This is a genomic window from Neobacillus sp. NPDC097160 (assembly GCF_044762155.1).
In the GTDB taxonomy this organism is placed as follows: domain Bacteria; phylum Bacillota; class Bacilli; order Bacillales; family Cytobacillaceae; genus Neobacillus.
Genome location: NZ_JBIWDU010000005.1, coordinates 284,136 through 304,340, shown reverse-complemented (window position 1 = coordinate 304,340; position 20,205 = coordinate 284,136). Strand labels below are relative to the sequence as shown.

At 38.3% G+C, this 20,205-nt stretch carries 17 protein-coding genes, 1 pseudogene and 1 riboswitch; of the genes and pseudogenes, 11 read left to right on the top strand and 7 right to left on the bottom strand.

What is annotated here, in order from left to right:
• Window positions 1–556, bottom strand: a pseudogene (locus ACIQXV_RS09795) (transposase); the annotation flags it as partial.
• Window positions 557–792: 236 nt separating this feature from the next.
• Here ACIQXV_RS09795 and ACIQXV_RS09790 point away from each other — a divergent pair.
• The 3 genes from ACIQXV_RS09790 to ACIQXV_RS09780 all read left to right on the top strand — a co-directional run bounded on the left by ACIQXV_RS09790 (window position 793) and on the right by ACIQXV_RS09780 (window position 2,329).
• A complete protein-coding gene (locus tag ACIQXV_RS09790; protein WP_402958283.1) occupies window positions 793–1,173 on the top strand; it encodes a hypothetical protein in 381 nt (126 codons plus the stop codon).
• Window positions 1,163–1,651 (top strand): aminodeoxychorismate lyase, encoded by a 489-nt coding sequence (locus ACIQXV_RS09785; protein ID WP_402958250.1) that lies wholly within the window; start codon window positions 1,163–1,165, stop codon window positions 1,649–1,651. The genes ACIQXV_RS09790 and ACIQXV_RS09785 overlap by 11 nt, the downstream gene beginning before the upstream one ends.
• 111 nt (window positions 1,652–1,762) lie before the next feature.
• On the top strand, window positions 1,763–2,329 hold the full coding sequence (locus ACIQXV_RS09780; RefSeq protein ID WP_402958248.1) for a hypothetical protein: 567 nt from the start codon (window positions 1,763–1,765) through the stop codon (window positions 2,327–2,329).
• Window positions 2,330–2,377: 48 nt separating this feature from the next.
• Here the strand turns inward: ACIQXV_RS09780 and pabB are convergent, their stop codons facing one another.
• The gene (gene pabB / locus ACIQXV_RS09775) at window positions 2,378–4,126 is read right to left on the bottom strand and encodes an aminodeoxychorismate synthase component I (protein ID WP_402958246.1); all 1,749 of its coding nucleotides are present in this window, start codon (window positions 4,124–4,126) and stop codon (window positions 2,378–2,380) included.
• On the bottom strand, window positions 4,095–4,697 hold the full coding sequence (locus ACIQXV_RS09770) for an anthranilate synthase component II (protein WP_402958244.1): 603 nt from the start codon (window positions 4,695–4,697) through the stop codon (window positions 4,095–4,097). The genes pabB and ACIQXV_RS09770 overlap by 32 nt, the downstream gene beginning before the upstream one ends.
• 229 nt (window positions 4,698–4,926) lie before the next feature.
• Between ACIQXV_RS09770 and ACIQXV_RS09765 the strand changes: the two genes are divergently transcribed.
• Together ACIQXV_RS09765 and adhE are read left to right on the top strand one after the other, a co-directional pair.
• Entirely contained in the window at window positions 4,927–5,154 is a 228-nt protein-coding gene (locus tag ACIQXV_RS09765) for a hypothetical protein (RefSeq protein ID WP_402958242.1), read from the top strand.
• A 96-nt stretch (window positions 5,155–5,250) separates the two neighbouring features.
• Window positions 5,251–7,854, top strand: a complete 2,604-nt coding sequence (adhE, locus tag ACIQXV_RS09760) for a bifunctional acetaldehyde-CoA/alcohol dehydrogenase (RefSeq protein ID WP_402958281.1) — start codon at window positions 5,251–5,253, stop codon at window positions 7,852–7,854.
• A 73-nt stretch (window positions 7,855–7,927) separates the two neighbouring features.
• Here the strand turns inward: adhE and dapA are convergent, their stop codons facing one another.
• From dapA to ACIQXV_RS09740, 4 genes are all read right to left on the bottom strand, one after another.
• Entirely contained in the window at window positions 7,928–8,809 is an 882-nt protein-coding gene (dapA, locus tag ACIQXV_RS09755; protein ID WP_402958240.1) for a 4-hydroxy-tetrahydrodipicolinate synthase, read from the bottom strand.
• A 125-nt stretch (window positions 8,810–8,934) separates the two neighbouring features.
• Window positions 8,935–9,115, bottom strand: a riboswitch (Lysine riboswitch).
• 238 nt (window positions 9,116–9,353) lie between these two features.
• Window positions 9,354–9,803 (bottom strand): SRPBCC family protein, encoded by a 450-nt coding sequence (locus ACIQXV_RS09750; protein WP_402958238.1) that lies wholly within the window; start codon window positions 9,801–9,803, stop codon window positions 9,354–9,356.
• Window positions 9,804–9,926: 123 nt separating this feature from the next.
• Window positions 9,927–11,270, bottom strand: a complete 1,344-nt coding sequence (locus tag ACIQXV_RS09745) for a TldD/PmbA family protein (protein WP_402958236.1) — start codon at window positions 11,268–11,270, stop codon at window positions 9,927–9,929.
• Between the two features lie 3 nt (window positions 11,271–11,273).
• Window positions 11,274–12,662 carry a TldD/PmbA family protein gene (locus ACIQXV_RS09740; RefSeq protein ID WP_402958235.1) on the bottom strand — a complete coding sequence of 463 codons (1,389 nt, stop codon included), beginning with the start codon at window positions 12,660–12,662 and terminating at the stop codon, window positions 11,274–11,276.
• 674 nt (window positions 12,663–13,336) lie between these two features.
• Here ACIQXV_RS09740 and wecB point away from each other — a divergent pair.
• From wecB to ACIQXV_RS09710, 6 genes are all read left to right on the top strand, one after another.
• The gene (gene wecB, locus ACIQXV_RS09735) at window positions 13,337–14,482 is read left to right on the top strand and encodes a non-hydrolyzing UDP-N-acetylglucosamine 2-epimerase (protein WP_402958233.1); all 1,146 of its coding nucleotides are present in this window, start codon (window positions 13,337–13,339) and stop codon (window positions 14,480–14,482) included.
• A 126-nt stretch (window positions 14,483–14,608) separates the two neighbouring features.
• Window positions 14,609–15,838 carry a glycosyltransferase family 4 protein gene (locus tag ACIQXV_RS09730; RefSeq protein ID WP_402958232.1) on the top strand — a complete coding sequence of 410 codons (1,230 nt, stop codon included), beginning with the start codon at window positions 14,609–14,611 and terminating at the stop codon, window positions 15,836–15,838.
• Window positions 15,839–15,843: 5 nt separating this feature from the next.
• The gene (locus tag ACIQXV_RS09725) at window positions 15,844–17,124 is read left to right on the top strand and encodes a glycosyltransferase (protein WP_402958230.1); all 1,281 of its coding nucleotides are present in this window, start codon (window positions 15,844–15,846) and stop codon (window positions 17,122–17,124) included.
• Window positions 17,125–17,182: 58 nt separating this feature from the next.
• Complete coding sequence (locus tag ACIQXV_RS09720; protein ID WP_402958229.1) at window positions 17,183–18,460, top strand: nucleotide sugar dehydrogenase; 1,278 nt, start codon at window positions 17,183–17,185, stop codon at window positions 18,458–18,460.
• Window positions 18,457–19,260, top strand: a complete 804-nt coding sequence (locus ACIQXV_RS09715) for an ABC transporter permease (RefSeq protein WP_402958228.1) — start codon at window positions 18,457–18,459, stop codon at window positions 19,258–19,260. The genes ACIQXV_RS09720 and ACIQXV_RS09715 overlap by 4 nt, the downstream gene beginning before the upstream one ends.
• A 15-nt stretch (window positions 19,261–19,275) precedes the next feature.
• On the top strand, window positions 19,276–20,178 hold the full coding sequence (locus ACIQXV_RS09710) for an ABC transporter ATP-binding protein (RefSeq protein WP_402958226.1): 903 nt from the start codon (window positions 19,276–19,278) through the stop codon (window positions 20,176–20,178).
• Window positions 20,179–20,205: the final 27 nt, after the last annotated feature.

The window sequence follows — 20,205 nt, the reverse complement described above, 5'->3', positions numbered from 1 at the left end:
AGCGCTTTCACCGGATATTTATGCCTTAACTCATAGACTACTTGTGCTTTGTCTTTTTTGGTGATTTTTCCTTGTTTTGAACTAAGGCATTCAACTTTTTTAAATACTCATTCTCCATTTCAAGCTGTTTAATACGCGCTTCAAGTGCTTCGACAGATCCTTCAACGGATGTTTGTTTTGTATTATTTGTTGGATCATTTTTCATGAGTAGACGCCCCTTTTTCTTTAGTTCAAGGGCTTCTAAACCACCAAGCTCCAATTGTTTTTTCCAACTATACACGTCTGTGAAATTAGGAATGTTAAAGAGAGCTGCAGTATCCATTAATGACGCACCAGATTGAACCATGTAATTTAGTACGTCTAGTTTAAAGCTAACAGGGTAATTTGTATAGGTCTTCTTAAATCCAGCCTCCCCATGTAACTCATAAAGTTTCAACCAATATTGAAATTGCGCTCTTGTCACTTTCATTTGTCTTGCGTACTCTTTTTGTGAAATTAATGTTGGATTAAACCCCTGAATAATGGCCAATTTAGTTTCAGTTGTAAATTTAGTCATAAAAAAACTGCACCTCCAATTGTTAGAGTGTGTCTAACAATTGGGGTGCAGTTCACGGGAAGAGTGCTTTTTCTATGTTATTTTTCCAAATTCTAATGTAAGAATAGATTTCCTCATTCCACAAAATTTGTAAGGTCTCTCCGACTTTTTACACATTTTTAAGAATCAAAGCGAAAAAAAACCATTTTGGATGTATAATAAGTACTTGTTATTGAAAACAAGGAGGAATTATTTTGATGGTATGGACTTTAGCCGGATTGTTTGCGATATCCGCTTTATTACTTATCTTTTCTATTTTAAAATCTACTAAAGCATTAAAAGTAGAACATAATCAAATTGATTTGATTCACATCTCCACGATGAAAGAAATTAATGCTCTTCAAGAATCAGTGCGGAATATTGAACTTGATATAGAAGTGGTTACAAAGGAAGCGGGGATTCCACTTGCTCCTGAGGAAAAGCTTTTAAAGCGTGAAGTACTAGATTTATATAGACGCAATTACTCAATGGAGAGCATTGCAGAGTTGAAACAGGTAACAGTAACTGAAATCGAACAGCTGCTTGCACCGTACCAGGAAGTAAAGGTTGAAGGGAGAGCAGTTGCAAATGAGAATTAACTTACTAAGCAGCTTTGCAGCAGGAATTCTTATTAGCACTACTATTTGTGGCGCAGTTTACTTAACTGATAAAAGTGATGCCTCAAACGGATCTGCCAAAACATCTGAAACCCAACCAACAGTTACAGTTTCTGAAAAAGAGATGAAAAATAAGCTTGTAACAAAGGGCTATATCGTACAAACCAAAGCTGAATATGACAAGAATATGAAGGATGCGAAGGCATCTGTAGAAAAACAGGCTCCTCCTGAAGAAAACAAGGCTGCTAAAACTGTTACCAAAGTAATGGTAAATGTATCAGAGGGCATGACCAGCATTGATGTCGGAAGGATGCTCGAGGCAGCGGGGATCGTTCCAAATGCCTTTAACTTCTCTCAAGATATCGAGCAAAAAGGGATAGAAAACAAATTGCGTCCTGGTGTATTTCAAGTAGATAGTGAAATGTCCTACGACCAAGTGGTCTCTACTATTTTTAAGTAACGAATGCATGAGAAGTCAAGCTTGTTTTGAAATTTAAGTCATCGGTTCCGCCAACAGGTTAATATATTGTATTGTACAATATGTAGAAACTTGTGGATTGAGGTGGAACCGATGTATTTTTTTAATTCAATTTCTGAAGATGTTCGATCTGCCCAATTAACCTTTACTACACATACAAAAACGAGACAGCTTGTTTTAGGTGCACTTTTCGCCAGTACAGCTGCTGTTCTCCAATCTGCGGGCGGTTTTTTACCAGGGATAGGTTATTTTATCAGTCCATTTGCAACAGCACCGATTCTTTTTTGTTCCATGCTGTCCCTTCCGCTTGGACTAATGTCCTATTTAATTACCAATCTATTGCTTCTTGTCCTACAGCCCAGTGAGCTAATTGTGTTCCCGTTTACGACAGGGTTGTTAGGACTTGGAACCGGGTCTGCGTTTTACTTTTTCAAAAAAAGGATCAGTATCATTGGAAGTGGTGCCATACTGCTAACACTTGGAATCGTCAGCCTATTATATGGATTTAAATTTCCTGTTTTAGGTCCAGGGGTATCTGATACCTTTTCCATTCTCATGACTGGCGGCGTTTTTTTATTTTCTTTCATTTACAATTGGATTTGGGTTGATATTGGTTTAATCTTCTTTAAGCGATTAAAACTCTTTTTCATTAAACAATAATTTTTTTAAAAAATAAGCGAACAGTGTCTCCACACTGTTCGCTTTCCTTTAATCATTTATTAATTGTACCTGGAGCCACTTCCGTACACTATTGATAAACCAAATTTTCGAGCATGTTTGTAGGTCTGCAACAGTAAGTGTTCTTTCACAGATTTCCCCACTTTTCAGTAACATTTCCCGAAATGTGCCTGCTAATAATCCGCTTTCTATTGGCGGTGTCCATAAAGAACCATCTATTTCCAAAACAACGTTCCCATTTGTAAACTCCGTCAACTCTCCGTCTTCGTTCCAAAGGAGGACATCGAAAATATCAGCGGGCTTCTGTATCTGAAATTGTGAATAGATATCCCGGTTCGTCGTTTTATGGTATAAGTAGAGGTTATTCTTTTCTACCGGTTTGTCGGCAAGGATTACCTTACTAGCTGCCTCGGGTTGTGTAATAGAATTTCCCTCGATGGTAATGTCCCCGCTGTTCCCTAAAAGGAGCCGGACTTTTAACTCACTGTGTTGATTTTGCTTTGAAAATTCATTTAAAGCCTTATTGACATCCGCTAAATTGCATCGAAAACCAAAATAGTGTGCTGAATTTTTCAGGCGATGGAGATGTTCTTCCAATAAAAAATAGTTTCCCTTGTCGAATAACAAGCTTTCCAGCAAATGAAATTCTGGTCTGTCTTCTTTAAGTAAACTTGCTTTTGCCAGTATTTCTTGATATTCACCCTCAGTAGTGGAATCCCACGTAATGCCTCCGCCAACCCCATAGGTAGCTTGACCCGATTTATGGTCAATCAATACGGTTCTGATTGGGACATTAAAAATGGCTTCCTTATCCGGTGTAATATAACCAATCGCACCGCAATAAACTTCACGCGGGGCCGTTTCTAAATCTGCGATGATGTTCATTGTGCTAATCTTAGGCGCACCAGTAATGGACCCGCAAGGAAATAGTGCTTTAAATATATCAACGAGTTTGGTATTACTAGAAACTCTTGCTGTAATCGTCGAGGTCATCTGATGAACGGTCGGGTAATGTTCAATTTCAAATAGCTTTGAAACGGAAACAGTGCCAGGTTCGGCGATGATACCTAAGTCATTTCGCAGCAGGTCGACAATCATCAGATTTTCAGCGCGGTTTTTTTCAGAATGGTAAAGCCAGCTGGCGTTTGCTTCATCTTCTGCAACTGATTTTCCTCTCTTCGTTGTTCCCTTCATCGGCCGTGTGGTAATCTTGTCTCCCTTTACGTGGAAAAATAGTTCGGGAGAAGCAGACAAAATACTATGATCACCCGTGTTTATGTAAGCACAATAATTGGATGCTTGGGCCCTTTTTAGTTTTTCAAAAAAAGCGATATCATCCCCTTGAAAGTGTGAGTTCAGACGAATCGTATAGTTTGACTGATAGGTATCGCCGCTTTCAATCGCTTGTTTAATAGATAAAATCGATTTATTATACTCATCCATGCCAACAGCTGGTTTCCATTCTGTGAGTCCATATGCGCCGCTAGTGCTGAGCGGTTGAGACAATGCTTCTGTGAAAATACCAAACCATAAGAGCGGCATTTTACTTTCCTCAATGACGCTATAGGCAGAATCAAAGGCAGGGGCACTTTCGTAGGATAAAAATCCTGCGGCATAGTAACCGTTGTCCACCGCATCCTGAACAAGTTGAAAGCAAGGGAGCACCTCTTCAATTGTATGTGCCGTAATGACCTTGAATGGATTTTGAAATGTTAGCGGTTTTATTTTACCGTTCGAATCGACAAATTCAAATGATAAGAGAGGCTGTTGTTTTTTCATTCTTACATTCCTTTTTAAAAAAATTCTGTATCAATTGTAATCCGTTTTGAGTCAAGATCGATTCAGGGTGGAATTGTACTCCTTCTATTTTATAGTCCTTATGGCGAATTGCCATAATTTCTCCATCCGCACTTCTTGCACTGATCTCTAGACACGAAGGAAGGGTAGACTCCTCGACAATTAATGAGTGATATCTTGTCACTTGGAATGGTGATGGAATATCACGGAAGACCCCATTTTGGTCATGGCTAATAAATGAGACTTTGCCATGCATTGGTTTCAATGCTTTTTTGATCATTCCGCCAAATGCTTGCGCGATGATTTGGTGTCCTAGACATACACCTAATATCGGGATTTCTTGATAAAACCTTTTCACGATTTGTAAACAAAGGCCAGCTGAATCAGGGTTGCCTGGCCCGGGTGAAATGAGAAGATGGTCCGGCTGCATTTCTTCTATATTTTTAAGCGACAGCTGGTCATTTCGAATTACTACGACCTCTTCGCCAATTGTTCGGATATATTGAACTAAATTGAACGTGAATGAATCATAGTTATCAATTACTAAAATCACTGATTAGATCGCCTCCATTTCCATGAACGTTTTTTGCCAAGCAGCATGTGCATGTAAAGATTTTATACCATTCCCATGTTAATGTTTAAATGGCTAGATGTAAATATTCTTCTTAATGTTTATTAGACCGTAATGATCTCCAAGTTTCATACTTTGTTCAATATTTCACAATCTATTGTCTGTAATTCATGCTATGATGAATTCATAAAGGATCAAGGAGTGATATGACATGATGATTTGTGAATGGAAAACCTTCTCAACCGATTCTGAAACGTATACCCAAGATGTTTTTGAAGAAACAGTGGGTGATGAATTTGAAGCTATGTTGTTTAAAGAAAATGAAGAAATCCCGTCTTATATTTGGACAGTTAATTACGTAATCATTGTCAAAAAATATTCAAAAGTCCTAACAGATATTTTATTTGAAAAGATTCCACGAAATCCAGTTTGTGACTAATAAGGATTGAACAGCAAATCCTATTATTATTTTTTTACACATGTTTGTGAAATATATCACAAACTTACAAGCATTTAAACAATTGGAGGGACAATGATGGCTTTGGTAGAAAAAACAGTAAAAGAAACGCAGTCTGTGACAAAAATGATTGATACTTTAGTGGAAAACGGCCTTAAGGCATTGGAGGAATTCCGCAGTTTTGACCAGGAAATGATTGATGAAATTGTAAAACAAATGGCCTTAGCGGGTCTTGATCAGCATATGCCTCTTGCAAAGCTTGCTGTTGAAGAAACTGGAAGAGGTGTATATGAAGATAAAATCATCAAAAATATGTTTGCAACAGAGTATGTTTATCATAATATCAAATATGATAAAACCGTTGGGATCATCAATGAAAACGAACATGAAGGCATTATTGAAATTGCAGAACCGGTAGGCGTTGTCGCAGGGGTTACACCTGTTACAAACCCAACCTCCACGACGATGTTTAAAGCACTTATTTCCATTAAGACGCGAAATCCAATTATTTTTGCCTTTCACCCATCAGCACAGAATTGCAGCAGTGAAGCGGCTAGAATCCTCAGGGATGCGGCCATAAAGGCGGGTGCACCAGAGAATTGCATTCAGTGGATCGAAACACCATCGCTTGAAGCAACACAGGCACTGATGAACCATATGAAAATATCGATGATACTTGCAACTGGCGGGGCCGGCATGGTCAAATCTGCTTACAGCTCCGGTAAACCTGCCCTTGGAGTTGGACCAGGGAATGTACCTTGTTATATAGAAAAATCAGCCAATCTAAATCAAGCAGTGAATGACTTAATTTTATCGAAAACATTCGATAACGGGATGATTTGTGCCTCCGAACAAGCCGTTATTATTGATAAAGAAATTTATGCTGATGTTAAAAGGGAAATGATTGCGAACAATTGTTATTTCTTAAATGAGGAAGAAAAAGGAAAGGTTGAAAAATTAGTCATCAATGAACATTCCTGTGCGGTAAATCCAAACATCGTAGGGATGGCTGCTTCCAAAATTGCCGCCTTGGCAGGTGTTATTGTACCGGAAAACACGAAAATTTTAATCGCGGAATTAAAAGGAGTCGGATCTAAATATCCGTTATCAAGAGAAAAATTAAGCCCGGTTTTAGCTTGCTATAAGGTTAGCAATCATGATGAAGGCTATAAGAGGGCAGAAGAAATGCTGGAGTTTGGTGGTTTAGGACATTCCGCTGTCATTCATACCAATGATCAAACCGTCATCAAAGAATTTGGCTTAAGAATGAAAGCAGGCCGGATCATTGTAAATGCTCCTTCCTCACAGGGTGCCATTGGTGATATTTATAATGCCTATATTCCATCCTTAACACTTGGCTGCGGTTCGTATGGCGGAAACTCTGTATCCACCAACGTTGGTGCGATTCATTTAATCAATATTAAAAAAGTGGCCAGAAGGAATATTAATATGCAATGGTTTAAAGTGCCGTCTAAAATTTATTTTGAGAAGAATTCTACTCAATATTTAGCGAAAATGCCGAAAATCTCAAAAGCGTTCATTGTCACTGACCCTGGAATGGTGAAATTAGGCTATGTAGATAAAGTTCTTTATTATTTACGGAAGCGTCCAGATTATGTCCACTGCGAAATCTTTTCAGAGGTGGAACCAGATCCATCCATTGAGACGGTGATGAAAGGTGCAGAAATGATGGCTAAATTCCAGCCGGATGTGATTATTGCCCTTGGCGGCGGTTCGGCAATGGATGCGGCCAAAGGAATGTGGTTGTTCTACGAGTATCCTGATGCGGAATTCTTTGGATTAAAACAAAAATTCCTCGATATTCGCAAACGGATCGTAAAATATCCTCATCTTGGATCAAGGGCGCAATTTGTTGCGATTCCGACGACCTCTGGGACGGGATCAGAAGTGACGTCTTTCTCGGTTATTACCGATAAAGAGGCGAATATTAAATATCCGCTCGCTGATTATGAATTGACACCGGATGTGGCGATTATTGATCCGCAATTCGTCATGACGGTACCGAAACATATTACAGCGGATACAGGTTTAGACGTATTGACACATGCGATTGAAGCCTACGTTTCCTGTATGGCCAATGATTTTACGGACGGACTTGCGATGAAGGCTATTCAGCTCGTATTTGAATACTTGCCAAGAGCCTACAAAAATAGCAGTGACGAAGAGGCACGTGAAAAGGTTCATAATGCCTCAACGATTGCCGGTATGGCCTTTGCTAATGCCTTTTTAGGTATTAACCATAGTCTTGCACATAAATTAGGAGCAGAATTCCATATCGCACATGGACGTGCAAATGCCGTTCTCATGCCGCATGTTATTCGTTATAATGCGACAAAACCAAAGAAGTTTACTGCATTTCCAAAGTATAACCATTTTAAAGCCGACAAACGTTATGCTGAAATTGCCAGAACATTAGGTTTACCTGCAAAAACGACTGAGGAAGGTGTAGAAAGTCTCGTTCAGGCCATCATTCAATTGGCTAAAGAACTGGAAGTCCCAATGAGCTTAGCAGCAAATCAAATTGATCAAGCTGAATTCGAAAGCAAAGTTGATTTCCTAGCCGATCGTGCCTTTGAAGACCAATGTACGACTGCCAATCCAAAGCTTCCGTTAGTAACGGAATTAGCTGAGATTTATCGATTAGCATATAAAGGTGTGTAACGACATCTAATTGCAAAGAGGAATAAATAAAATAGCTGCCTATCGATTTTGGAGATAGGCAGCTTTTGTGGTTTTATCTTTCAATGACACTAACTGGTAGAATTTCTTTTAGTGCTAATTCTTCGCCAATTGTTAATGGTACCATTGGTAAACGAACACCGCCCACATTGATTCCGGCCATGTTTAAAGCGGCTTTTACCGGTGTTGGATTAGGTGCAGCAAATAAAGCTTTCATGATTGGGAGGAGGCTGCGATGCGCTGAGGCTGCATCTTTTAGATGGCCGTTTTTAAAGCTATTGACCATTTCCTGCATTTCGTTTCCGATGACATGGGATGCGACTGAAATGACTCCTGCTCCGCCAATCGCTAAAACCGGTAATGTTAAGCCGTCATCACCACTGTACAACGAAAAATCATCTGGTGTTTGGCTAATAATTTCTGCCATCGCATCTAAATTGCCGCTTGCTTCTTTTATCGCGACGATATTATCGATCATTGAGAGACGAACAATCGTATCAACAGACATGTTGATCACACTTCGTCCAGGTATATTATATAGCATTACCGGTAAGATGGTTGATTCTGAAATGGCTTTAAAGTGTTGGAATAAACCTTCTTGAGATGGCTTGTTATAATAGGGAACAACAAGCATAATTCCATCAACGCCCGCTTCCTCAGCTTGCTTAGTTAAGCTAATCGAGGCTCTCGTATTATTGGAGCCCGTTCCGGCGATGACAGGTACTCTACCGTCAACAACCTCTACAACATATTTAAATAAAGCGACCTTTTCTTCGTTTGTTAAGGTAGGGGACTCACCCGTTGTACCTGCAACGACTAATCCATCAGACCCATTCGCAATTAAATAGTTAACTAATTCTTTTGTAGCATCAAAATCAACTTCACCATTTTGATCAAATGGCGTCACCATTGCAGTTAATACTTGGCCAAAATTCATCAAGCTCACCCTTTATATCATTTTTTATAAAATTAGAGGGGTTGAAACCAATTCCAAATCGACGCAAAAAAGCAACAACGAGGGTTCGCTGCTGCTTTAGAAACATAATAAAAATAAGTTCCTATGCGTGAGATAGCCCTCCATATAGTTTCCTATATGACAATTCTGTGCTTATTCAACAGCAGAACCAGCTTCAAGTCGAATGAGTTTCATTGAAGCTTCGGCAAATTCCCCTTTCCACAATCATCGCCGGATCTCATTATCCTCAAATTGTGTACTAATGGTCTTTGCGCCTCTATCCTCACTTCAAAAGGTTTTGAAGTAAGAAAGTATTTAATTGATTGCTAATATACCAGATAATTCATTTTAATTCAAGTTAATTTTCCCGATCTATCTTAATGTATTTGAATCCTTCGTTCAATATTATACAAAACATATTAAAAGTGTGTTTAATTAGCATGTGAGAGGCAGTGCCAAAAATTATTTTTTGGCTCTGCCCATTCTAAAAAGAAAAGAAATTTTTTTTTGTGATTTAGAGGCAACATTAAAATCTATTTAGCTCTTCCAATTTTGTGGAGATGGCGATGACCATTTCCTCCGTTATTTTAGGGATATAAGAATTTAATACTCCATTAATCATAAAACCCATTGGACCTTCGGCAGTCATATCGAGAAAGCCTGTCATCCTAGTTTTATTTTTATCAATCGCTTCTGCCAGATAATATCCTCCGCCTGAAAATTTCTCATTTACCCCCTGTAAAGTAAAGGAAACCTTTGTTGGTTCATTCCATTCTTTTATATTGATCATCAGACTAACCTTTTTCTTTAAAATGCCAATATCACTATAAAATTCCCAGGTAGACTGACGTTTAGTAAATTTCTGATGATGAATATATCCAGGAATAAGTGGAGCCCAGTTATCCATATCCTTTATAAAATTCCAAACCTTATTAATTGGTACCCCTACCTCAACTTGATGCATACCGCTTGGCATTCAATTTCCTACTCTCCATATCAATATAAAAGACCTTCATTATATTGAAGGCCCTTTTTATATTTATATGTTCGTGCCAGCATATGGAAATCGTATTATTGGAATTGGTTCATTAACCCAGTTTTACTCTACCGTAACCGCCAATGATTTAACTAAAACCGAAGGAGAGCCAATCGGTGATAGCGGGAATGTTAAATCAGAGCCAATTTCCTCGACATTTTGCAATAATTGATAAAAATTACCTGCGATGGTCATTAAGTTAACCGGAAATTGCACCTTACCATCAGCAATATAATAACCATTGGCAGCAACTGAAAAGTCCCCTGAAACCGTATTTGCCCCGGAATGCAAGCCTGATAGATCCGTAATTAAAATGCCTTCGTTCATACTACTAAGCAAATCTTCAAACGAAATCGAAGATGGTTCGATAAAAAGGTTGGATGGACCGACCTTGACAGCACTTTTATAGGAATCTTTATGTGCATGCCCAGTCGTTTCCGTTTGCTCTTTTTTCGCTGTTTTTTGATTATGAAGCAAGGATTGTAAGACACCGGTCTCAACTAAAGTAAGTTTCTTGGTCGCAACACCTTCACTATCAAAAGTCCTGGATGCAAGACCATCCTCAAGGAATGGATCATCAACAATCGTAATTTTTCCTCCGGCAATTTGCTTTCCAAGCTTATCCTTTAAGGAAGAGATACCTGCTTGCGTGTTTTCAGCTGAAAAATTTGAAACATATGTTGCCAAAAGACTTGCTGCAGCATCATTTCTTAATAAAACCGGATAGTCTTTACTATCAATATTTCTTGACCCTAATTGTGATAGTGCCTCTTCCGCAGCTTTTTGAGCAATTTCCTTTGCATCCAAGCGATAGAAGTCTTTTGTCACTTTAAATTCAAACGATGTTTTCGTTTCCTCGCCGTCTTTAACAATTGCTTCTACAAGGACATACAAATAATTCATTTGATCCGTTAATGTTAACCCTTTATTATTTGACAAATTTCTCGAGACCGATTCAGTCCGAATCATGCAATAGTCGGTCGCGACGATTCTAGGATCCAATGCCAGTAATTCACGTTCAACATCCTTGATAAATTGTATTTTTTCAGGGGTGGTGACTTCATTTAAAGCTGTTGAGAAAAAGTTTCCTTGCTCATACTGCCGGCTGCCGGCAAAGATTTCTTCAATATCTTCATCATGCATTATCGTCGTATTTTCTTTTGCGTTTTCTAATAAGAAGGGGATGGAGGCCTCATCGATTTTTTCAGAATAGGCATAACCCATTTTCCCATTAATGTTTCCGCGGAAGGAAATGCCGCCGTCTTCGGCAATTTCATATTGATCAATTTCGCCTTTGTATACTTGGCAGCCAAAAACTTCTTTCTTCTCAAAATACATTTCGACATCGGTAAAACCGCTGCTTTCAGCTGCACTAAATAGTTTTGCTTGAAATTCTTGTATCGTCATTTTTTATTCCCCCTTCGTCCCACCGACAGTAATTTCGCTGACACGGATCATTGGCTGACCGACGTTAACTGGAATACTTCCACTTAGTGAACCGCACATCCCGGCACCGTGTCCTAAATTATTCCCAACCATATCGACAAGCTGCAAGGTTTTAGGTCCATTACCGATTAAAGTAGCGCCTTTTAACGGTTTTCCGAGCTTACCGTTCTTTACTTCATATGCTTCCATGACCGCAAAGTTATAATCACCTGTAGCTGGGTTAACCTGGCCGCCGCCCATATATTTGGTATAAATTCCATGTTCGGTATTAGCAATGATTTCTTCAGGTGTTGATTTTCCAGGGGCAATATACGTATTCGTCATCCTTGATGTTGGAGCAAAGCGGAAGGATTGTCTCCTGCCTGAACCGGTTGATTCCAACCCCATTCTGCGAGAATTAAATTTATCAATTAAATAGCCTTTTAGAATACCATTTTCGATGAGAACATTTTTCCGTGCATTTTCGCCTTCATCGTCTATATTGATGGAACCCCATTCATTTTGAATCGTACCATCATCGATATATGTAACAATGGATGGTGCGACCTTTTCCCCAATGCGATTCGCAAATACAGAGTTGTTTTTCGCAACGGCGGTAGCCTCCAATCCATGTCCACAAGCTTCATGAAAAATTACCCCGCCGAATTCATTATCGATAATGACAGGGAATTTTCCGCTCGGACATGGACTGGCATCCAGCATCGTCACAGCAATTCGGGCGGCTTCCGTGGCATAATGATCCAGATTTATATTTTCAAAGAACTCAAAGCCTTGGTGGGCGCCGGGTCCATAGAAGCCTGTTTCCATTTGATTGTCACGCATTGCTACAGCCTGAATCGCCAGTCTTGAGCGAACGCGTTTGTCCTCGATCAATTTCCCTTCTGAATTGGCAATTAGCACATTTTGTTCTTCATCCATATACCGGACAGTCACCTGTGAGATACTAGAATGATAGTTTTTGGCTGTATCAAAAGCATGTTTCATAATGACGGCTTTGCGGGATTTATCCACCTCTTGCGGCAAAAGTTGAATGGGATGAATGGTGTCAAATGATTCTTGTACAAGAGGGGACAGTTGAATAATTGTTTTGCCGTTAATGGCTTGTGCTGCATTGTTGGCTGCTTTAAGAAGACCTTCCTTGCTGTGGTCTGTTGTATAGGCATAGGTGCTCTGCAATCCTTTAAACACACGAATGCCAATCCCAAAATCACGTCCGGAGAGACAGGTTTCAATTTTGCCACTTTGCAATGTAAAATTATTGGTAAACCGATCCTCAACGAAAATCTCCGAAAAATCCCCGCCGGTTGATAAAGCTGCTGTCAGTACGTCTTCAATTAATGATTGACTTAGCATATAGACCTCCCATTTCATTAAATAATAGTAAGATTCAGATGTTAATTTGTTAGAATCTGACTAATTGATGATACCTTTTAATCATACACCACTTTTTATAATGATGGTTAATTTTACCTTTGATAAAATGCTTGTTAATAAAAATTAGGGAATATGGTCAGTGTGGATTGACATTATGTTGTTGGCGAAATAACGACACCTTTTTCCCAGTAATTTCTTTTACCCACTAAGGGTATTTACAGTCAAAAGCCTTTAGAAAGGGGGATTATAGGCGTGTTAATGAAGGGGATGATTGTAAAAAAATTGCAGTCAATGCATAAAAAATCTCCAAGACCCCTGCCATTTTCTTCTTATGGCAAACGCAGATAGGGAGGAAGTTTGACTAATGCAACTTTCTTAACAGCGAGGATGAGGCAGGATCAGTTTTTAGTAAGGAATTCATACCAATTTAGATGAAAAAGGTTCAAATTTCGAATCAAAAGTTGTTTAATAGAAACCAACAAGATTCAGATTGACAAAATATTTATAAAGCGACACGAACCTACATCATTTGGGTTACTTGAAACAGAGAAATAGAATGTTAATGCAGTTGATGATAATTTACCACATTTTGTAAATTGATTAAACGAAATTGATATTTGGTGAAGAATTGGCAAAAAGGAAAGGGAATGTTTATGGGAAAATTAAAAGTAATGACCGTATTTGGTACACGACCAGAAGCGATTAAAATGGCTCCGTTAGTACTTGAACTCAAAAAACATAAAGAAATACAGCCGTTTGTTACTGTTACTGGCCAACATCGAGAAATGTTAGATCAAGTATTGGACGTCTTCGGGGTAACCCCGGATTATGATTTAAACATTATGAAAAGCAGACAAACGCTAACCGATATTACCACCAGTGCCCTAATCGGCCTTGATGAAATCATCAAAAAAGTAAAACCAGACCTTATACTTGTTCATGGGGATACCACCACCACTTTTGCTGCGAGTCTTGCGGCGTTTTATAATCAAGTGCAAGTAGGGCATGTGGAGGCGGGATTACGGACCTGGAAGAAGTACTCTCCGTTTCCTGAGGAAATGAATCGACAATTGACAGGAGTGATTGCTGATTTCCATTTTGCACCAACGATTAAATCTGCTGATAACCTATTAGCAGAAAATAAAAAGAAAGAATCTATCTTTATAACCGGTAATACCGCCATTGATGCTCTTAAAACAACGGTGACAAAAGAATATCAACATCCATTGTTAACAAAGTTAGATGCGGACAAAATGATCTTATTAACAGCACATCGGCGAGAAAATCTGGGTGAACCAATGCGAAATATGTTTAATGCGATCAAGCAAATTGTGGAGGAACATGATGATGTCCAAGTTGTCTATCCGGTTCACTTGAACCCACTTGTTCGTGAAGCAGCGAGTGATATTTTCGGAAATAATTCCCGGGTTCATCTGATCGAGCCGTTGGGGGTCGTGGATTTCCATAACTTTATGAATCGCGCCTATTTCATTTTAACCGATTCTGGTGGTGTTCAGGAAGAAGCTCCATCAGTAGGAACCCCTGTACTTGTTTTACGTGATACTACCGAGCGGCCTGAGGGGATTGATGCCGGGACATTAAAGCTTGCTGGGACAGATCAACAAACAATTTATTCACTCATGAAACAGCTATTAACTGACGAGGACGTCTATCAATTTATGGCTCAAGCATCGAATCCATACGGTGATGGTAAGGCTTCCCGGAGAATAGTAGAAGCGATTAAATATTCTTTTCATGTTTCAGATAAAAGACCGCAAGACTTTGGGAGTAATTCATAGTTAATCTTATTTCGAAAAAAAGGCTATTTTCACTCAGAAAACCCATTAAACTAATCAGTTTAGTTAGAATTTTAATTCGGGAATAATTTTGCTCCTTGCAAAAAATAAACGTTGTGAGGGGTAGATATGTCAAAAAAAATCTTGATCATTTCACAGAACTTTTATCCTGAGATTGGAAGTGCTGCAAATCGTTCGAAGAATATTTATCAACTTTTAAAAAAAGAAGGATATACCGTTTCTGTTCTGACCACCGAACCATCTTACCCTAATAAGAAAATGTATGAAGATGAAAAGTTTTGGGATGATGAAGCACTGAATCATGAGACTGAAACAATCAAGCGAATCAAAATAACGAATAATAAATATTCGCAAAGCATTTTTAACCGACTGATTTATTATTTAGAAATTACCATTCGAATGCTGATTTTTATCTTATTTAATAAGCGAAAATATGATGTTATTTTTGTAACAACACCGCCGATCTTTGTGGGCATTGCCGGACTGTTCGCAAAATTAACTCTAAGATGTAAGTTACTGTTAGATATTAGGGATTTATGGCCGGAGTCGTTAAAAGGAGTAGGGGTGTTTCATCAACCATTTGTCATTTTTTTAGTAAAAAAACTGGAAAAGATCATGTATCAGTATGCGGATTCCATCATTGTAAATAGCAAGGCCTATATTGATTATATTGTGGACCATGCTGGTATACCTAAACAAAAAATAACGTTTATTCCAAATGGTGTCAGGCACTCAGAATTGGAGATGGAATCAGCAAAGCAGAAAAAAAATAAAGTTGTTTATGCTGGAAATATTGGGTTGGCGCAAGATGTTCAGTTATTTAAAGAACTTTCAAAAATGTTAAATGATCAGAAGATTACAACCGATTTCATTGGCTTTGGAATGAAAAAGAAGGAATTTTATCAATTTGTAAAACAGGAAAATCTGAACTATGTCCGCTTTCTCACTCCTAGAACCAGAAAAGAATGCTTGCAGCTCATTTCCGGTTATCAGGTTGGACTAGTTGCCTTAACGAACAAAGAAGTTTTTGAAATGGTTTTGCCAGGAAAGATCATCGATTATATGACTTGCGGAACTCCTATAGTGGGTTCTGTATCCGGTTATTCGCGGGATATCATTTGCGGGGAAAAAGCAGGTTTAATATCCGATGCCCATAACCCAAATGAGATGGTAAACTATATTCTCGAAATTTTCGAACACCCTGACTTACGTGAACGGCTATCGGAGAATGCCAGGAATTATGTAAAGGTAAATTTTATTTGGGAAAACAATATAAAAACATTGGTGAGGATTATTGAATCTCAAGTCCAAGCACATAAAGAAGTAGATAAGGGGTAAATGGGATGAGAAAACGGGTATGTATGTTTGTTTGGAATCATTTTACAAATGATGCGAGAGTACTAAGAGAATGTACGGCTTTATCCCAAACCAATCATATGGTTGACCTCATCTGTATAGCTGACCCAAATCATAAAGAACTTCCTTATTACGAAGAAATAAATCCCAATTTTAAAGTTTATCGCGTGAAAAGGTATCCTGATTTACTTTTACATCTACAAGGGGCCTACAGGATGCTCTCAAAATTCAAAATAGTAGGACTGTTCATATGGATTTATTTATTATTGAGTTTTCCAGCAGTTTTGATTCCAGTGTCAGTTCTCCTTTTCCTGTTACGGAAAACAAAGACGCGAGTGATTTGGATTAGAGGTACGATCTTTCTACGGATGATCAGCAGGGGACTATGGAAAAATTATGATATTTATCATTCTAATGATTTGAATACGCTGCTGCAGGGGTTCATCTGTTCGAAGGTAAGAATAAAAAAACGAACCTTCATATATGATTCTCACGAAGTTCAAACGAGTCGAACCGGTTATGATAGCAGAATTTATGGATTCTTAGAGGCGGTATTGATTAAACGCATTGATGCCATGATTGTTGAAAATCATACGAGAGCAAAATTCAATGAAGAACTTTATGGCTTTTATCCCTATGTCGTTTATAACTACCCGGAAATTCAACGTGAAGATGGAAATGACCACCCGTTCTTGCAACAACAGCTTGGGTTAGCTGAAAACGAAAAAATTTTACTATACCAAGGCGGCATTCAGACAGGTCGAGGGTTAGAAAAGTTAATACAAGCTGCACCGCTTTTTAAAGAAGGTACGCTTGTTTTCATAGGAGATGGAAGACTCAAAGCTGATTTGAAAAGAATGGTCGATCAAATGGATTTACATCACAGAGTGAAATTCATTCCAAAGGTTCCTCTTACTGAATTGCCTAAATATACTAGAAATGCCTATCTCGGATTTCAAGTGCTAAATAACGTTTGTTTCAATCATTATTCGGCCTCCTCCAATAAGTTATTTGAGTATATTATGAGCGGAGTCCCAATAATAGGATGCTCATTTCCGGAAATAAAAAAGGTTGTCGAGGGAGAAGGTGTAGGATTGTGCATTGATTCACATGATCCGTTGTCTATTGCTGCAGGAGTCAATTATTTACTAGGTTCTGATGTAGAATATCAAAATATGAAAATCAGGTGTGCTGCTGCGAAAGAAAAATACAATTGGACGAATGAAAAAGTAAACTTCCTAAATGTATATTCATGCACGAAGAAATAGCTAGCTTAAAAGAATTGATCATATTCATTACATTACGAAATGAAAGCAGGGGAATAGGATGAAAGTTTGTACGATTGGATTAGGATATATTGGATTACCTACTTCTATCATGTTTGCGAAACACGATGTAGAAGTCGTTGGCGTGGATGTAAATGTGAAAGTGGTTGAAGCATTAAATGCCGGTAAAATCCATATTGAAGAGCCAGGTTTACAAGAAGCTTTAACTGAGGTAATTGAAAAAAAGACGTTTCGTGCTTCATTAAACCCTGAAAAAGCGGATGCCTATATTATTTCGGTGCCGACGCCAAACCACCATGACGAATATAAATCATGTGATTTATCGTTTGTATGTTCTGCCGTTCGCACGGTTATTCCCTACCTTGAAAAGGGCAATGTCCTCATTATTGAGTCGACGATTGCGCCAAGAAGTATGGTCGATGATGTAAAGCCTTTAATTGAAAAGGCAGGTTTCACAGTGGGAAAGGATCTCTATTTAGTTCATTGTCCTGAACGGGTATTACCTGGTCAAATTCTTCATGAGTTAGTTTATAACAATCGGATTGTCGGCGGGGTTACACCTGCGTGTACAGAAGCTGGTGCCAGAGTTTACGAAACGTTTGTTAAAGGTGAAATAATTAAAACGAATGCGAAAACGGCAGAAATGTCTAAGCTCATGGAGAATACCTTTAGAGATGTAAATATTGCATTAGCCAATGAATTGGCTAAGGTTTGTAATGAATTAGAAATCAATGCTCTGGATGTAATTCAGATGGCTAACAAACATCCAAGGGTGAACTTACATATTCCAGGACCGGGAGTTGGCGGGCATTGTCTTGCAGTAGATCCTTATTTTATTGTTGCCAAAGCACCGGAAACGGCAAAATTAATTAACTTATCAAGATCGATTAATACGTCCATGCCTGATTTTGTGGTTGAAAATATTAACACGTTAATGGAAAGAGTCAATGGTAAAGTTGTGACGATATTTGGATTGACGTATAAAGGAAATGTCGATGATATTCGCGAAAGTCCGGCAATGGAAATCTTCGAGATGTTAAAGCAGCAAGGGATTTATGAGATTCGGACGTTTGACCCGCATGTCAACCACCATCTAGTAATTTCGGATATGGAAGAAGCAGTTGATCAATCTGATCTTGTGGTCATTTTAACGGATCATCATGAATTTAAGTACTTGAATGGGGACAAATTTAGCGGGATGGCCCATAAACGGATCTTTGATACGAGAAATTGTGTGCAAAAGTTAGATGGTGAAGTTGAATATATTACTTTTGGAAATCTTTATGAATATACACAAAAGGTTGCAGTTATGGCATGAGATTTGTCCTGCAAGTTTTGAAAGAGTTGATTCAAAACTTTCATCTTGTCTTTTCGCTTGCTTCTTACGATATCAAGAGTAAGTATCGAATGCACAATTTGGGGATTATTTGGGAGATCATTACCCCTATCCTAAAAATTATGGTCTATTGGTTTGTATTTGGCATTGGTATAAGACAAGGTGCTCCAATAAACGATATACCCTATTTCGTTTGGTTAATGGCAGGGCTGATCCCGTGGCTTTTTATCAGCCCTGCCGTTATCCAGGGATGTAATAGTGTATACGCAAAAGTGAATCTCGTATCAAAAATGAAATTTCCAACCAGTGTCCTGCCTGGTGTAAGTATTATTAGTCATTTTCGAAACTTTCTCATCATGTTAGTCGTTTTACTTGTTATTTTACTCGCTAATGGGTTTAGCCCGGGAATATATTTGCTTCAATTACCTTATTATTTGCTATGTGCTTTAGCGTTCCTATTTTCCTTTACCCTATTAGGGTCGACGATTTCGATTATTTTTCGTGATTTTCAACTCATACTGCAAAATGCGATGAGACTCATATTTTTTATCACCCCCATTTTCTGGGATCCAAGTCATTTACCACATAGTTATCAAGTATTATTAAAATTAAATCCATTTACCTATTTAATTGAGGGGTTTAGATTCACATTTTTACGCCAGGGATGGTTTTATACGGATAAACTATTTGGTCTTTACTTTTGGTCGACTACATTATTGATCTTGTTTATCGGTTCCTTTATCCATCTTAAATTCAGAAGTAAATTTATCGATTATTTGTAGGACGGTGGAAACATCATGAAACCAATAATAAGCTGTTCAACCGTGACAAAAACATATTATTTATATAGAAGAAAACGGGATAAACTTATCGACTTGATTGGGAATAAACACGGAAAACAAGCATTTTATGCATTGAAAAATATAACCTTTGAAGTATTTCCAGGAGAAACAATAGGCGTTATAGGGATAAACGGTTCCGGGAAATCGACGCTTGCTAACTTGTTGGCACAAGTCATGCCACCAACTTCCGGTAACATTGACATCAATGGTGATTCGTCCCTTATTGCGATTTCAGCAGGATTAAATAACCAGCTGTCAGGAAGTGAAAACATCCAATTAAAGTGTTTGATGAACGGTTTAAAAAAAACGGAAATTGATAAAATCAGCTCCGCTATTATCGAGTTTGCCGATATTGGTACTTTTATCGAACAGCCAATTAAAAACTATTCAAGCGGGATGAAATCTCGTTTAGGCTTTGCCATTTCGGTTCATTTAAATCCAGATATTCTGATAGTTGATGAAGCCTTATCAGTAGGAGATCAAACCTTTTATGAAAAATGTCTGCTAAAAATGAATGAATTGAAAGCTAATGGAAAAACGATCTTTTTCATTAGCCATTCGATTTCACAACTTCGTTCATTATGTGATCGCGTTCTTTGGCTTCATTTCGGTGAGGTTAAACAGTTTGATAAGACAATGGCGGTTCTTCGTCAATACGGTTCATTTATAAAGTGGTTTAATGAATTAAGTTCTTCGGAGAAAAAACAGTATAAAAAAACGTTGTTAACAGAACAATTCAATAAGGATTTGGACGTCAGCAGAAAAGCAGAGAAAAACGGCTGGGGATTTTATGTCCAAACGGGATTATTATTAGTTGTATCGATTCTTTCGGGTATTTGGATGTTACTAAGTAAGTGAATAGAGTGAAGAATTTAGTTGAATGCG